13 protein-coding genes are annotated in these 14,667 nt (G+C 59.4%); 2 read left to right on the forward strand and 11 right to left on the reverse strand.

The window, feature by feature from the left end:
- Nucleotides 1-118: 118 nt before the first annotated feature.
- From kdpC to kdpF, 4 genes are all read right to left on the reverse strand, one after another.
- Entirely contained in the window at nt 119-664 is a 546-nt protein-coding gene (kdpC, locus tag AC1RQB_RS05935; RefSeq protein WP_063341105.1) for a potassium-transporting ATPase subunit KdpC, read from the reverse strand.
- Nucleotides 665-864: 200 nt separating this feature from the next.
- Complete coding sequence (gene kdpB / locus AC1RQB_RS05940; RefSeq protein WP_063341106.1) at nt 865-2,922, reverse strand: potassium-transporting ATPase subunit KdpB; 2,058 nt, start codon at nt 2,920-2,922, stop codon at nt 865-867.
- Nucleotides 2,923-2,932: 10 nt separating this feature from the next.
- The gene (gene kdpA / locus AC1RQB_RS05945) at nt 2,933-4,627 is read right to left on the reverse strand and encodes a potassium-transporting ATPase subunit KdpA (protein WP_063341107.1); all 1,695 of its coding nucleotides are present in this window, start codon (nt 4,625-4,627) and stop codon (nt 2,933-2,935) included.
- Nucleotides 4,628-4,635: 8 nt separating this feature from the next.
- Entirely contained in the window at nt 4,636-4,725 is a 90-nt protein-coding gene (gene kdpF, locus AC1RQB_RS05950; RefSeq protein ID WP_007899818.1) for a K(+)-transporting ATPase subunit F, read from the reverse strand.
- A gap of 404 nt (nt 4,726-5,129) precedes the next feature.
- Here kdpF and eat point away from each other — a divergent pair, with 404 nt between their 5' ends.
- Nucleotides 5,130-6,494, forward strand: a complete 1,365-nt coding sequence (gene eat / locus AC1RQB_RS05955) for an ethanolamine permease (protein WP_063341108.1) — start codon at nt 5,130-5,132, stop codon at nt 6,492-6,494.
- 174 nt (nt 6,495-6,668) lie between these two features.
- A complete protein-coding gene (locus AC1RQB_RS05960) occupies nt 6,669-6,836 on the forward strand; it encodes a DUF2897 family protein (protein ID WP_007899812.1) in 168 nt (55 codons plus the stop codon).
- A 97-nt stretch (nt 6,837-6,933) separates the two neighbouring features.
- Here AC1RQB_RS05960 and AC1RQB_RS05965 read toward each other — a convergent pair whose 3' ends face one another.
- From AC1RQB_RS05965 to AC1RQB_RS05995, 7 genes are all read right to left on the reverse strand, one after another.
- A complete protein-coding gene (locus tag AC1RQB_RS05965) occupies nt 6,934-7,785 on the reverse strand; it encodes an urea carboxylase-associated family protein (RefSeq protein WP_063341109.1) in 852 nt (283 codons plus the stop codon).
- A gap of 15 nt (nt 7,786-7,800) precedes the next feature.
- The gene (locus AC1RQB_RS05970; protein WP_063341110.1) at nt 7,801-8,454 is read right to left on the reverse strand and encodes a GntR family transcriptional regulator; all 654 of its coding nucleotides are present in this window, start codon (nt 8,452-8,454) and stop codon (nt 7,801-7,803) included.
- A gap of 71 nt (nt 8,455-8,525) precedes the next feature.
- Nucleotides 8,526-9,800, reverse strand: a complete 1,275-nt coding sequence (fabF, locus tag AC1RQB_RS05975; RefSeq protein WP_063341111.1) for a beta-ketoacyl-ACP synthase II — start codon at nt 9,798-9,800, stop codon at nt 8,526-8,528.
- Between the two features lie 32 nt (nt 9,801-9,832).
- Entirely contained in the window at nt 9,833-10,627 is a 795-nt protein-coding gene (locus AC1RQB_RS05980; RefSeq protein WP_063341112.1) for an SDR family NAD(P)-dependent oxidoreductase, read from the reverse strand.
- Between the two features lie 206 nt (nt 10,628-10,833).
- The gene (locus AC1RQB_RS05985; RefSeq protein ID WP_063341113.1) at nt 10,834-11,169 is read right to left on the reverse strand and encodes a ComEA family DNA-binding protein; all 336 of its coding nucleotides are present in this window, start codon (nt 11,167-11,169) and stop codon (nt 10,834-10,836) included.
- A 112-nt stretch (nt 11,170-11,281) separates the two neighbouring features.
- Nucleotides 11,282-13,276 carry a polysaccharide biosynthesis protein gene (locus AC1RQB_RS05990; protein ID WP_207267297.1) on the reverse strand — a complete coding sequence of 665 codons (1,995 nt, stop codon included), beginning with the start codon at nt 13,274-13,276 and terminating at the stop codon, nt 11,282-11,284.
- Between the two features lie 86 nt (nt 13,277-13,362).
- The gene (locus AC1RQB_RS05995) at nt 13,363-14,391 is read right to left on the reverse strand and encodes an MraY family glycosyltransferase (RefSeq protein WP_063341114.1); all 1,029 of its coding nucleotides are present in this window, start codon (nt 14,389-14,391) and stop codon (nt 13,363-13,365) included.
- Between the last annotated feature and the right edge of the window lie 276 nt (nt 14,392-14,667).

The following is a 14,667-nucleotide window of genomic DNA, read 5'->3' on the forward strand; positions in this document are numbered from 1 at the left end:
CTCTGCGTGGGAATGCAGCCCGGGACGCTCCGCGTCCCAGTCGAAGCGGACGCAGAGCGTCCATATAGATGCATTCCCACGCAGAGCGTGGGAACGATCCTTTCCAAACTTTTGACCTTTACAGTTTTTCCAGCGCCATATTCAACGCCAACACATTCACCACCGGCGGCCCCACCAGGGGCTGTTCAATGTGCGCGTTGAGCAGTTGCTCAAGCGTAGACACTGGCAGATTGCGCGCCGCCGCGACACGCGCCAGTTGATAGGCAATTGCGGCCGGTGGCAAGTGCGGATCGAGGCCGCTGCCGGAGGTGGTCAGCATCGCCAACGGCACCGGCCCCTGGCCAGCTACCTGCAATTTACTGGCCTCGTCGATCACCCGAGTGGCCAACGCCGGATTGCTGGGCGAGAGGTTGCTGGCGCTGCTCGACACGGTGGCAAAGGCACCGGCCGATGGCCGTGGGTGGAACCAGCCATCACCAACGAAATCCTGGGCTATCAGCGACGAACCGCGAACCTTGCCGTCAGCGTCGCGCACCAGGCTGCCATTGGCCTGGTCCGGGAAGGCGACCTGGGCGACGCCGGTGACCACCAACGGGTAGGCGACGCCGGTGATCAGGGTCATCAGCAACAGCAGGCTCAGGGCCGGACGTATCAGTGTGGACATTTCAAAATCCTCTATTCGACTCGGAAGGCACACACATCACCTGTGGCGAGGGAGCTTGCTCCCGCTCGGCTGCGCAGCAGTCGTAAACCTGGTGAATGCGGTGTGCCTGAATAAACACTTGGGCCTGAGGTGGGGCCGCTTCGCAGCCCAGCGGGAGCAAGCTCCCTCGCCACAAAAGCCCCTGCCTCAAGCAGCAACCGCTATACCAAATGCAACGCCGTCAACAACATGTCGATCGCCTTGATGCCCACGAACGGCACCAGAATCCCGCCCAGCCCATAAATCAGCAGATTGCGCCGCAGCAACGCCGCCGCGCTCACCGCTTGCACCCTCACACCACGCAACGCCAACGGAATCAGCACCACAATGATCAAGGCGTTGAACACAATCGCCGACAGAATCGCGCTCTGCGGACTGCTCAGGTGCATGACGTTGAGCACACCCAGTTGCGGGTAGATCGAGGCGAACAGTGCCGGCAGGATCGCGAAGTACTTGGCCACGTCGTTGGCGATGGAAAAGGTGGTCAGCGCACCACGGGTCACCAGTAATTCCTTACCGATCTGCACCACGTCCAACAGCTTGGTCGGGTCGCTGTCGAGGTCGACCATGTTCGCCGCCTCCCGTGCCGCTTGCGTACCGTCGTTCATCGCCATGCCGACGTCCGCCTGAGCCAGGGCCGGGGCGTCGTTGGCACCGTCGCCGCACATGGCGACCAGGCGACCGTCGTTCTGCTCGTGACGAATGCGCGCCAGTTTTTTCTCCGGAGTCGCTTCAGCCAGCACGTCATCCACGCCCGCTTCGGCGGCAATCGCAGCGGCGGTCAGCGGGTTGTCGCCCGTGACCATGACCGTGCGAATCCCCAGCTTGCGCAATTCGGCGAAACGCTCGCGGATGCCGGGCTTGACCACGTCCTTGAGGTGAATGACACCGAGCAATTTGCCGTCGACGCAGACCAGCAGAGGCGTGCCGCCACTCTGGGCGATCTTGTCGATCTCCCGGGACAGAGGCGCGGCCAGATCGGCGCGTTTCAGGCCGACGAAAGTCAGCAGCGAATCCACCGCGCCTTTGCGATAGACCCGGCCCTGATAGTCAACGCCAGACAAGCGGGTTTCAGCACTGAACGGCACCGCGGTCAGCACCTCGGCGGACGGCTCGGGTTGCGGATGAAGACCGCGCAGGTACTCGACGATGGATTTGCCTTCAGCCGTGTCATCGGCCAAGGAGGCAAACAACGCGCCTTCGGCCAATTCCTTGGCAGTGACACCCGGCGCGGCATAGACCGCGGAGCAACGACGATTGCCAAAGGTGATGGTGCCGGTCTTGTCCAGCAGCAGGACGTGAACGTCCCCCGCCGCTTCCACGGCGCGACCGGATTTGGCGATCACGTTCAGGCGCACCAGACGGTCCATCCCGGCGATACCGATGGCCGACAGCAAGCCGCCAATGGTGGTCGGAATCAGCGTGACCAATAACGCCACCAGGAACACCAGCGGCAGGCTGCCATTGGCGAAGTGGGCGAACGGTTGCAGGGTCACCACCACCAGCAGAAAGATCAGGGTCAGGCCGATCAGCAGGATATCCAGCGCCACTTCGTTCGGGGTTTTCTGGCGTTTGGCGCCTTCGACCAGCGCGATCATGCGGTCGAGGGTCGATTCACCGGGGTTGGCGGTGATGCGTACCAGCAGCCAGTCGGACACCAGTCGAGTGTTGCCGGTGACCGCCGAACGGTCGCCACCGGACTCACGAATCACCGGCGCGGATTCACCGGTAATTGCCGCTTCGTTGACCGCCGCGATGCCTTCGATCACCTCGCCGTCACCGGGAATCATCTCTCCCGCTTCGACGCGCACCACATCGCCCTTGCGCAGGCTGGTGGCGGGCACCACCTGAAAGCTGCCATTGGCGTTTTTGCGCCGGGCACTCAAGCCTTCACTGCCGGCCTTGAGGCTGTCGGCACGGGCCTTGCCGCGACCTTCTGCCAGCGCTTCGGCAAAGTTGGCGAACAGCACGGTGAACCACAGCCACAACGCGATTTGCGCGGCGACGAAAGTCGGCACGGCGCTGTCGGGAATGAAGCACAGCACGGTGGTCAGAATCGCGGTCAGTTCCACCACCAGCATCACCGGCGCACGTTGCAATTGCCGTGGGTCGAGCTTTACGAACGCTTGCACCAGCGCCGGGCGCCAGAGGGCCGAGATCGCGGTTTTCGGTTGTTCCGGCGCCTTGACGACGGCGGCTTTAGTTGCGGGCATATTCATCATTGACTCCTTAGAAGCCCAAGCTCAGATGTTCGGCAATCGGGCCCAGCGCCAGGGTCGGCAGGAAGGTCAAACCACCCACCAGCAAAATGGTCACGGTCAACAGGACCACGAACAGCGGGCCGTGAGTCGGGAAGCTGTTCTGGCCGATCGGCGCGGTTTTCTTCATCGCCAGGCTGCCGGCCAGGGCCAGTACCGGGAGGATGTAACCGAAGCGACCGATCAACATGCCCAGCCCCAGCATCAAGTTGTGGAACGCGGTGTTGGCACCGAAGCCGCCGAACGCCGAGCCGTTGTTGGCACTGGCCGAGGTGTAGGCATAAAGCAACTGGCTGAAACCGTGAGCACCGGGGTTACTCACCGCCGCGACCGGGCCAGGCAGGCTGGCAGCAATCGCGCCGAGCACCAGCACGCCGACTGGCATCACCAGCAAGGTCACCACCAGCAACTGGACTTCTTTGGCTTGCAGTTTCTTGCCGAGGTATTCCGGAGTGCGGCCGATCATCAGCCCGGCGAGGAATACCGCGATCAGCACGTTGAGCAACATGCCGTAGAGCCCGGCTCCGACGCCGCCGAAGATCACTTCGCCGACCATCATGTTGATCATCGCCACCATGCCGCTCAGCGGATTGAGGCTGTCGTGCATGCCATTGACCGAACCGTTCGACGCCGCCGTGGTGGTCACCGACCACAGCACCGTGGCGGTGGTGCCGAAACGCGCTTCCTTGCCTTCCAGCGGCGCGGTCTGTTCGACGGCGACGTTGTTCAGGGTCGGGTTCGGTTGATATTCAGCCCACAGCGACGTCGCGCCGCCGATCAAAAACAGCGCCAGCATGCAGGCGATGATCGCGCGGCTCTGACGCAGGTCTTTCACGTAATGGCCGAAGGTGAACACCAGCGCCACCGGGATCAGAATGATCGAAGCGACTTCGAACAGGTTGCTCCACGCCGTCGGGTTCTCGAACGGGTGCGCCGAGTTGACGCCGAAGAAGCCACCACCGTTGGTGCCCAGTTGCTTGATCGCAATCTGGCTGGCGGCCGGGCCGAGCGGGATGACCTGATCGACGCCCTGCATGGTCACGGCGTTCACGTACTGGGCGAACGTTTGTGGCACGCCCTGCCAGACCAGATACAGCGCCAGCAGCAGGCACAGCGGCAGCAGGCCGTAGAGGGTGGCGCGGGTCATGTCGACCCAGAAGTTGCCCAGGGTTTTGGTGGATTTGCGGCCGATGCCGCGACACAGCGCAACCAGTACAGCGAGGCCAGTGGCGGCGCTGACGAAGTTCTGCACGGTGAGGCCGACCATCTGACTCAGGTAGCTGAGGGTCGCTTCGCCGCTGTAGGACTGCCAGTTGGTATTGGTCATGAAGCTGACGGCGGTGTTGAACGCTTGCGTCCATTCCTGACCCGGCAAGTTTTGCGGATTGAGCGGCAAATAATTCTGAAACAGCAGGATCGTGAACAACAGCAAAAAACCCGCGAGGTTGAAGGCGAGCAAGGCCAGGGTGTATTTCTGCCAGCTCTGCTCAGCCTGTGGATCGACGCCGGCCACCCGATAGCAACCCCTCTCCACCGGCCCGAGGATCGGCGACAGCCAGGTGCGCTGCCCTTCCATCACCTTGTAGTAGAAGCGCCCAAGAAACGGTGCCGGGATCAGCACCACGGCGAAGAAGGCGATGATCAGCCAATAGTCATAACTGTGCATAGCCGCTCCTAGTTCCGGTCCGCGCGCAACAGCGCAACCAACAGATAAATGAACAGCCCCACTGCCAATAGCAGTGACACCCCGTCCAGAACGCTCATGGAAATTCTCCGTGTTACGGCGTATTGCCGCGTGTGGAGTGATTGTCGGGAGGGTGGCTGTAAAGGCGCGAGATCGAGGGGGGTGGCGGGGCATAAATAAAGCGTAAAGAGTGGGGGTATGGTTTTGTTACAGCGGTGTTCCGACGGGCCTCATCGCGGGCAAGCCCGCTCCCACAGGTTTTTGCGATTTCCGGGAAAGCGCATTCCATTGTGGGAGCGGGCTTGCTCGCGAAGGCGGCAGCACAGACGACAACGCCCCCAACTGGCGCACAAAAAGCGCGCATCCGGCCGCGACCATCCCCGATACGACAGCTTTCAGCGCTTTACGACGCCCACCTGAAAAATGGCACGCCCACTGCACACGCCCTCCCCCGAGCTTTTCCAAACCGTTCAGGGAGCAAGGCATGAACACACAACTCAAACCCACGCTGGGTACGCTGCACCTGTGGGGTATCGCGGTCGGGCTGGTGATTTCCGGTGAGTACTTCGGCTGGAGTTACGGCTGGGGCGTTGCCGGGACACTTGGCTTCCTGGTGACCTCTTTCATGGTCGCCACCATGTACACCTGCTTCATCTTCAGTTTCACCGAACTGACCACCGCGATTCCCCATGCCGGCGGTCCCTTTGCCTACAGCCGCCGCGCCTTTGGCGAGAAAGGCGGTTTGATTGCCGGGTTGGCGACCCTGATCGAGTTCGTCTTCGCCCCTCCGGCGATTGCCCTGGCGATCGGCGCCTACCTGAATGTGCAGTTTCCCGCCCTCGACCCGAAACACGCGGCGGTCGGTGCCTACATCGTGTTCATGGGCCTGAACATCCTCGGCGTGAAACTGGCCGCGACCTTCGAGCTGGTGGTCTGCGTATTGGCGGTCGCCGAATTGTTGGTGTTCATGGGCGTGGTCGCCCCGGCGTTCAGCTTCAGTAACTTCGCCCTCAACGGCTGGGCTGGTGCTGATGTGTTCGGTGCGCCCGCGATTGCCGGCATGTTCGCGGCCATTCCGTTTGCCATCTGGTTCTTCCTTGCCATCGAAGGCGCGGCCATGGCCGCCGAAGAAGCCAAAGACCCGAAACGCACGATTCCCAAGGCCTACATCAGCGGCATCCTGACCCTGGTGCTGCTGGCCATGGGCGTGATGTTCTTCGCCGGTGGCGTTGGTGACTGGCGCACCCTGTCGAACATCAACGATCCGCTGCCGCAAGCCATGAAAGCCGTGGTCGGCGAAAGCTCCGGCTGGTTGCACATGCTGGTGTGGATCGGCCTGTTCGGCCTGGTGGCGAGTTTCCACGGGATTATTCTCGGCTACTCGCGGCAGTTCTTTGCGCTGGCCCGGGCCGGTTACTTGCCAGCATCCCTGGCCAAACTGTCGCGCTTCCAGACCCCGCACCGGGCCATCATCGCCGGTGGCGTGATTGGCATCGCGGCGATCTACAGCGATGGCTTGATCAACCTCGGCGGCATGACGCTGACGGCGGCGATGATCACCATGGCGGTATTCGGCGCGATCGTGATGTACATCATGAGCATGCTCAGCCTGTTCAAACTGCGCAAAACCGAACCGAACCTGGAACGCACCTTCCGCGCGCCTTGCTACCCATTGGTGCCATTCATTGCGTTGATGCTGGCGGTGGTTTGCCTGGTGGCGATGGCCTGGTTCAACACCTTGATCGGGCTGATCTTCCTCGGCTTCATGGCAGTGGGTTTCGTGTACTTCATGCTCACCGCGCAATTGCGTGCCGATGCGCCGGTGGATGCGATGTTGACCGGGCTTTAACCTCACACACCGCGCCCCTGTAGGGGGAATGTGCAGGTTTCGAAGATGTGGCGCAGATGAACGGGACATAACAGGCCTAGAATGGAACCACTGCGAAATTCCATCGCTCAAAAGTGGTATGCAGGATCGATCGGCGAACCCTCGCCCACCGGCCTGCCCTTAAGGAGAGCCGTTATGCCTTGGTATGCCTGGTTGATTCTGATCGTTGCCATCGGCTCGATCGTTGGCGGTCTGATGCTGCTGCGCGACACCGCCAACAAGGTCGAATTGACCGAAGAGCAACGCAAGCGCGTCGCCGAACGCAATGCGGAAGCGGATGCCAAGGATGCGCAGGACCGCTAGATCAAAAGATCGCAGCCTTCGGCAGCTCCACATGGAATATGCGTTTCCCTGTAGGAGCTGCCGAAGGCTGCGATCTTTTTGCTCTTGCTTTTAGCGCTTACTTTTCCCAATCGGCCTTGGCGATGTGCAAGCCATGCAGCCCTTTATAGACCGCACGTTCCGGTTGGCTCCAGCCTTCAAGCAACGACTCTTCCAACCGATAAATCTCAACTCCCAACGGGCGACACACACTCAGCGGATCCTGCGCATCCGGCCCCCACATGGCCAGGGACAAATCGCCACCCGGGCACGTCGACAACGCACACAGCAGATCAATCTCGGCAAAGAACTCCAGATAATCACCCTTCTGCGCCGGACAAGCTTTCATGAAGTACATGTCGTCGTGGTTCAGACCCGTGCACTGGAAAATGTTCAGCACATCATGCACGTCAAACTCGGTCAGGCCATGGGGTAACACGGCGCGCGTCAAATTCGAGTGGCAGTGATGATGGAAGTCCTCGCCGGTGAGCATTTTGTTCACATACGGATCGCACCGCGTCCCCAGCAAGTCGTGCAAACGCCCGCCATGTTCGTCGATGCCGTACCCGGCCAGGCTATCGTCGGTGATGGTCACCAGCGGCCGCAAAAATGGCAGGTTCGACCAGAGCCGGTCATGAATGCTGACATGCGCCCCTTGCAACTGCCGGGTTCGCGCCGCCCACAAACGCTCGCGCGGGTCATGGGCATTCCAGACATTGAAGTCCCCGACTTGCGGGCCGACTGGGGTCGTGACCCTGAACACATGCCCGGCTGGCACATTCCAGGCGCGGCCAGTGCGGATCGGCACTTCGAATTGTTCGATCAGCGTGCGCCCCTCTTTCTTGTCCCGGACTCTCTCGTAGAAAGCCGTGTCCACCTGCAAGGCCGAGCCTTTGCTGACTTGATAGGCCGCCGGATAGTCTTTGTACATGGCACAAATCCTCGATCAGTGATGGGAAGAAAGGGCAAGCATCTGCAACAGGAGGTGTTCGGAATCGTCGAGATACAGGCTCATCGCGTCCCCGGCTGCGCGCTTGTCGCCGTCGGCCAGCAAGTCATGTATCTGCCGGTCGCGGGCCAGCCAAGGCGCCTGAAAACGTGATTCATCGGGAGCGGTGCAAAACACCAGGCGCAGTTGCGCGACGACATTGGTGAAGAACTCATCGAACAACGGACTGCGCAGCAATCCGACGATGTGTTGATGAAACGCCAGACTGTGAGTGCCGACCGCACGCCAGTCCTCACGCTCCCGAGCCAGTTCGGTGGCCTCCAGGGCTTCGAGCATCCGGTCGGACTGATACTCACGCAATGGCTGACTGGCGCTGATGGCTTGCAGCTCCAGGGTGCGACGGACCTTGAACAGATCGCGCACATCATCCGCTCCCAACCTGCGCACCGTCATACCCTTATTGCGCACATAACGGGTCAGCCCTTCCTGACCCAGACGATGCAACGCCTCGCGAATCGTGTTTCGCGAGGCGTTGTAAGCCGACACCAGATCGTTTTCCACCAGCGCCATGCCCGGCAGCAAACGACCGCCGATGATGTCAGCGCGCAACTCCAATGTGATGTGGTCGGCCAGGGACAGTCCGCTGCTCATACTCAATGCCTCGTGATTGTTCAACAATCGCCAGCGAATGAGTAATCACTATTCGTGCCATCTACCTTGAACTACTCCTCCCAGTATTTGAACAACACACTGGCATTGACGCCACCAAACCCGAAACCATTGGATAACGCGTAATCGATGGTCATCGGCCGCGCCTGACCATGAACGATGTCCACCCCTTGCGTTGCCGGATCCGGGTTATCAAAGTTAAGCGTCGCCGGCACCACCTGATCGCGGAGCGCCAACAGGGTAAAGATCGCCTCGATCCCGCCGGCAGCGCCGAGCAAATGCCCGGTGGCCGATTTGGTCGACGTCACCGCTATCTTGTTGTCCGAGCCGAACAACGATTTGATGGCCGCCAACTCCCCCAAATCCCCCACCGGGGTCGAGGTCGCGTGAGCGTTGAGATGCTGCACCTGCGCTGGCGAAATGCCCGCCTGGGCCAACGCCAGCGACATCGCCCGACGCGCACCGCTGCCATCTTCAGGCCCCGCGGTCAGATGATAGGCATCGGCACTGGTGCCGTAACCGACCAGTTCGGCCAACGGCTGAGCGCCGCGCGCCAGGGCATGCTCCAGGGATTCGATCACCAGCAAGCCCGAGCCTTCGCCCATCACAAAGCCATCACGCCCACTGTCGAACGGCCGCGAGGCGCGTTCCGGGGTGTCGTTGTAACCACTGGACAACGCCCGAGCCGCCGCAAACCCGGCAAGGCTGACACGATCGATCGCCGCCTCCGCACCGCCACACACCGCAATATCTGCCTCACCGCAGCGAATCAGCCGCGCCGCGTCACCAATCGCCTGAACCCCGGCCGCGCACGCCGTTACCGGAGCGCCCAAAGGGCCCTTGAAACCGTGCTCAATCGACACATGGCCCGCCGCGAGGTTGACCAGAAACGACGGAATGGTGAACGGAGACAAACGTCGCGGGCCACGGTTGTCGGTGGTGCGCACCGCATCGGCAATCGCGCCGAAACCACCCACGCCCGAGCCAATAATGGTGGCAGTGCGTTCCTGGGCGTTGACGTCTTGCGGATGCCAATCGGCCTGCTCCAGTGCCTGACGCGCCGCCTCCATGGCAAACATAATGAAACGGTCCATCTTCTTCTGCTCTTTGGGCGGCGTCGCCCGGTCCGGATCAAAACCCGCCTCGGGATCTTCCGCCAGCGTCTGCACCGCGCCACCGACCTTGGTGGTCAGATCGGCAACCACCTCGTCCGGCAACGCCCGCAACCCGGAACGCCCGGCCAACAAACGCGCCCAAACCGCTTCGACGCCACTACCTAACGGCGACACCAGGCCCATGCCCGTGACGACCACTCGACGATTACTCATAACGCAAATACCTCAAGCCGATTCATGGCGCCTCACTTGTAACGCGTGGCGGCCGTGCTTCTAGACAGATTCGGCGCCATCGCATGACGCGCCGCCATAAAGGCCTCCCACTCGGAGGCATTCGGTAACGAAGGAATGGTGATCAACTCACCCTGGTCCAGACCCGACAATGCCGCGTCGACCATCTCCCCTGCTTCCATGATCATGTCCGCCGGAATCTGGGACGCATCGATACCGGACCGCTCCAGGATCTCGGTACGTGTGACGCCCGGCAACACCGCTTGAACCTGAACCCCGGTGCCCTGCAGTTCGGCGTTCAACGACTGAGTCAGGCTCAACACATAAGCCTTGCTCGCGCTGTACGTCGCATTGAACTGCTCGGGAAACAAAGCCACCACCGATGCAATGTTAATGATCGTCCCGCGACCGGCCTTAGAAAAACCCGCTGCCGCCGCCGAGGCCAACCGCGTCACCGCTGTGACGTTCAATTGAATCAAGCGCTCCAGCTGATCCATATCGGCGTTGGCGAGCAAACCATCCGCCGCGACACCGGCGTTATTCAGCAACAGGCTGATACTCGAATCGCTACGCAGGCGCTGCTCAAGCTTCAACACATCATCCTTTTGCGTCAGATCCGCCTTCAGCACCTCCACCTGAACCCCATGCGCTGCACGCAACTTGCTCGCCGCAGCCTCCAGCCGTTCCTGATCACGGGCCACCAGCAACAAATCAAAACCACGCGCCGCCAACCGCTCCGCGTAAACCGCACCGATGCCGGAAGATGCGCCGGTGACGAGGGCCGTACCTTGGGTCTGGACAGAATTCATGACTGTGCTCCTGGAGGATGCTTGAGGAAGGTGAGCGTCTGAAAATCAGGGCGCATCAACAAATGACGAATTTATTATAGGCATAATTTAAGCGTCATATGATAGACGTAATTTTTCCCGTCCCGATGAAAGGCTCCAGATCGCCCTCTGCGGCAATATGCAAAAAGGCCGGTCAATGACCGGCCTCTTGGCGTGGATCTACAAGCTTAGTTCACTTCCAGCTTCTCGCGATTCTTGTCCAGAATAGCCTTGCCAATCCCCTTCACTTCCAGCAATTCGTCGACGGACGAAAACGGCCCGTTACTCTCACGATAAGCAACAATCGCCTTGGCCTTCGCCTCACCGATCCCGGACAACTCGCGCTGCAGCGTCGGCGCATCGGCGCCATTGAGATCGACCTTGGCGGTTTGAGCCTTGGCAGCAACATCCAGCATCAAGGGTGCCTTGGCAGCCTCTGGCGCAGTCGTCGGCGCAGCGATGGCCGCAATAGAGGCGCTGGTGAGCAGGGCAAAAACCAGAGAGTAGAAATAGCCAGTACGCATAAATGAAGCTCCATGACATCGATTGAGAAAGCAGCTTTTCCGAAGCTGCCTTCCAAACTTAGGCGATGTGGTGGAGCTGTCAAAAATGTGTCCGTTACAGGATGTGAAACAATCAGGGTTCGAGGCGGCGTTGCTGATGAATCCAGTCGACAATCTCCCCGTCGGGGGTATAGCCGCTGACCGTTTCGCGCAGGAGTTGACGCACGCGGGAATAATCGTCCTGCTCGACAGCCAACAACAAATCAGTCAAACGGCTCTTGAGCACATCCCAGGGCAAATGATCTTCATTGGCCGTCATGATCATTGGATGCGGCGTCGCCGCGACGTTATCCCCGATCAGCAACTCTTCGTAGAGCTTCTCTCCCGGACGCAAGCCCGTGAACTCGATCGAAATATCGCCCTGGGGATTTCGCTCGGAACGGATGCTCAAACCAGACAGATGAATCATCTTCTCCGCCAGCTCGACAATCCTCACCGGCTCGCCCATATCCAGCACGAACACATCACCGCCCTGCCCCATGGAACCGGCCTGGATCACCAGTTGCGCGGCTTCGGGGATGGTCATGAAGTAACGGGTAATCTTCGGATGGGTCACCGTCAAAGGCCCACCCGACTTGATCTGACTATGGAACAGCGGGATCACCGAACCGGACGACCCCAACACATTGCCAAAACGAACCATGGTGAAACGGGTTTTATTGACCCGGGACACATTGGCTTTATCGCCAAACAGCACCGGAGCAATTTCACGACTGAGGGCCTGAAGGGTCAACTCCGCCAGACGCTTGGTGCTGCCCATGATGTTGGTCGGACGCACGGCTTTATCGGTGGAGATCAGCACGAAGTTGGCCACACCCGACTGCAAGGCAGCCTGAGCAGTGTTCAACGTGCCGATGACATTATTGAGCACGCCTTCGGCAATGTTGTGCTCGACCATCGGCACATGTTTATAAGCCGCCGCGTGATAAACGGTATCCACGCGCCAGGTCTTCATCACATCGAGCAACTTGTGCGGGTGACGGATGGAACCGAGAATGGGCAGCAACTGAACCGATACCGACTCACGGCTGGCGCGCTGCTCCAATTCCGACAGGATGCTGTAAAGGTTGAATTCACTGTGCTCAAACAGCAAAAGCGTGGTCGGGCCAAGGGAGAAAATCTGCCGGCACAGCTCCGAACCGATCGACCCACCAGCACCAGTAACCATCACTGTCTTGCCTTTGATACAGCGCTCAAGCAAATCGGCCTGGGCTGGCACGGCATCACGGCCCAGCAAATCAGCGATATCCACTTCCTGAATGTCTTCAACCTTGACCCGACCGCTGGCCAGATCGGTGAAATTCGGGACACTTCGCACGTGAAGCGGATAACCTTCCAGCAGATTGAGAATTTCCCGGCGCCGGGCGCGGGTGGATGATGGGAGCGCCAGGAGGATTTCCTGAGCGCCGGTGACGTCGATCATCTGCTGGATGTGTTTGGGTTTGTACACCTGGAGGCCTGAGATAGAGCGATCGGCGATGCTGGAATCGTCGTCGATGAAGGCCACTGGGCGCATGACTCGGCCCATGCGTAATGCAGCAACCAACTGATTACCGGCCACGCCTGCGCCGTAGATGGCGACTTTGGTGAGGCCGTCGTCGCGGCTGGTGAAGGGGACGTGCTGGGCAGCGGTGAACCAGTCACCCATGAAGTATTGGCGCATGCATAGGCGTAGGCCGCCGATGATTACCATGCTTAGCCACCAGTAGTTGAAGATGATGGAGCGTGGGACGACGGTTTGGTGGTTGCTGTACCAGTAGACAACGACCGCCAGGATCAGCGATGACAGGCTGACCGCCTTGACGATTGCGATCAGCGCATCATTGCCGAAATAGCGCATGACGGCGCGATACATGCCGAAGCGTATGAAAAGCGGGATAGCTACAATCGGAGCGCTGAGGAATAGCCAGAAATGGACCCTCAAAGGATTGTACATATCGTCGATGCCTAGGCGGACGATGAACGCAAGCCAGAGCGAAACCCAGACCAGAAAAATGTCTGTGGTAACTTGAATCAGTCGTTTTTGCCTACGTGGCAAACCTAGCAAAAAGGCGCGTATTTTATCCATAAACCTCACCCGACCAGGCCCATCCCCTCACAAAATCTGTGCTCATTGTACGGAATAATCCGAAATCATTCTGAATTTATCAGTGATCAGCGGTTAACAGTCCTGACTTCCAATTCCCCCGCACGATATCTAACAGCTATTACCAGTAACGGAATGTAAGCTATCAACACCCCAAGCGCTCCATCCAGACCAAAAGAAGTCACACAAAATGCAAGGGGCAACAACCAGAACACATTGATCAAGGCGACGGCCATCGTCACTGGCAAATGACGTCCATAGTGACGCGAGGCGTACTGATAAGCGTGGCTTCTGTGGGCTTCATAGACCTTGTCGCCACGCAACAGGCGTCGTAGCAAGGTAAACGTCGCATCGACAATAAAGACTCCGAGCAGGATCAGCCACCCCCAAAGAAAGCGAGGTTCGACCGCAGCAGCTTGAAGCGACAGCACCCCCAAGATAAGCCCCAGAAAACCGCTCGCCGCGTCCCCCATGAATATTTTCGCTGGCGGAAAATTCCAGAATAGAAATCCCAGAACCGCCATCGCCAGCAACAGTGGTCCCCATATCAAATTCAGGTGACCATCCGCCCAGTAAAGCAGACAAGCCCCCAGACAGACGCAGATGGCCTCGACGCTGGCGATTCCGTCAATCCCATCCATGAAGTTGTATAGATTCAGCAGCCACACCAAATAGAACAACGCAAAGACATCCCCGACCCAACTCAGGTTCAAAACAATTCCGGCGATCTCTATAGGAGCGAGCCCCCCCGTCCAGACCAGCACCCACCCTGCGCCGGCAAAATGGCCAAGCAAGCGCCAACGGGCGGCAATATGACCATGATCATCCATAAACCCGACGACTGCCACGAGCACTCCCGCACCCGCTGCTCCCCAAAAAAACCGGAAATCAATCAAATCCTCCCCCCACATTGCCGCGAGGCAAACGAGAAAGGTCACTACGATTGAAACGCCACCGCCCCTAGGAGTCGGTACAGTATGCGAGCTGCGATCATTCGGCACATCGAGCATGCTACGTGCCAGTGCATATCGACGCAGTGCTGCAGTCAAACCAAAAGAAAGGCCGCAGACAGCCGGTATGAACCACCAGAAAATCATTGATTACATCACTCCGAAATGTAGGTCAGCTATGAGCGACACATCCTTCATGGACGCAGAAGGTTGCTCAGAAGCAAAGTAGAAAATCCCGCTGATAGCGACCCCAAGACCGTTTCGCACAACGAACCAAAGCGCGCCGTGTGTTGCTGTGATTACGAAAGTGATGAAGGGTACACGATGTGTCGCGTTTGTCGTACGTAGCAGAGGTAGTCTCCAGAAGCCTTGGGAAGCGGGGTTGTGCGCGATTGCCTGCAAATGGCCATGAACGAAAAGGGT

This window comes from Pseudomonas sp. GW822-FHT02E03, from assembly GCF_058802325.1.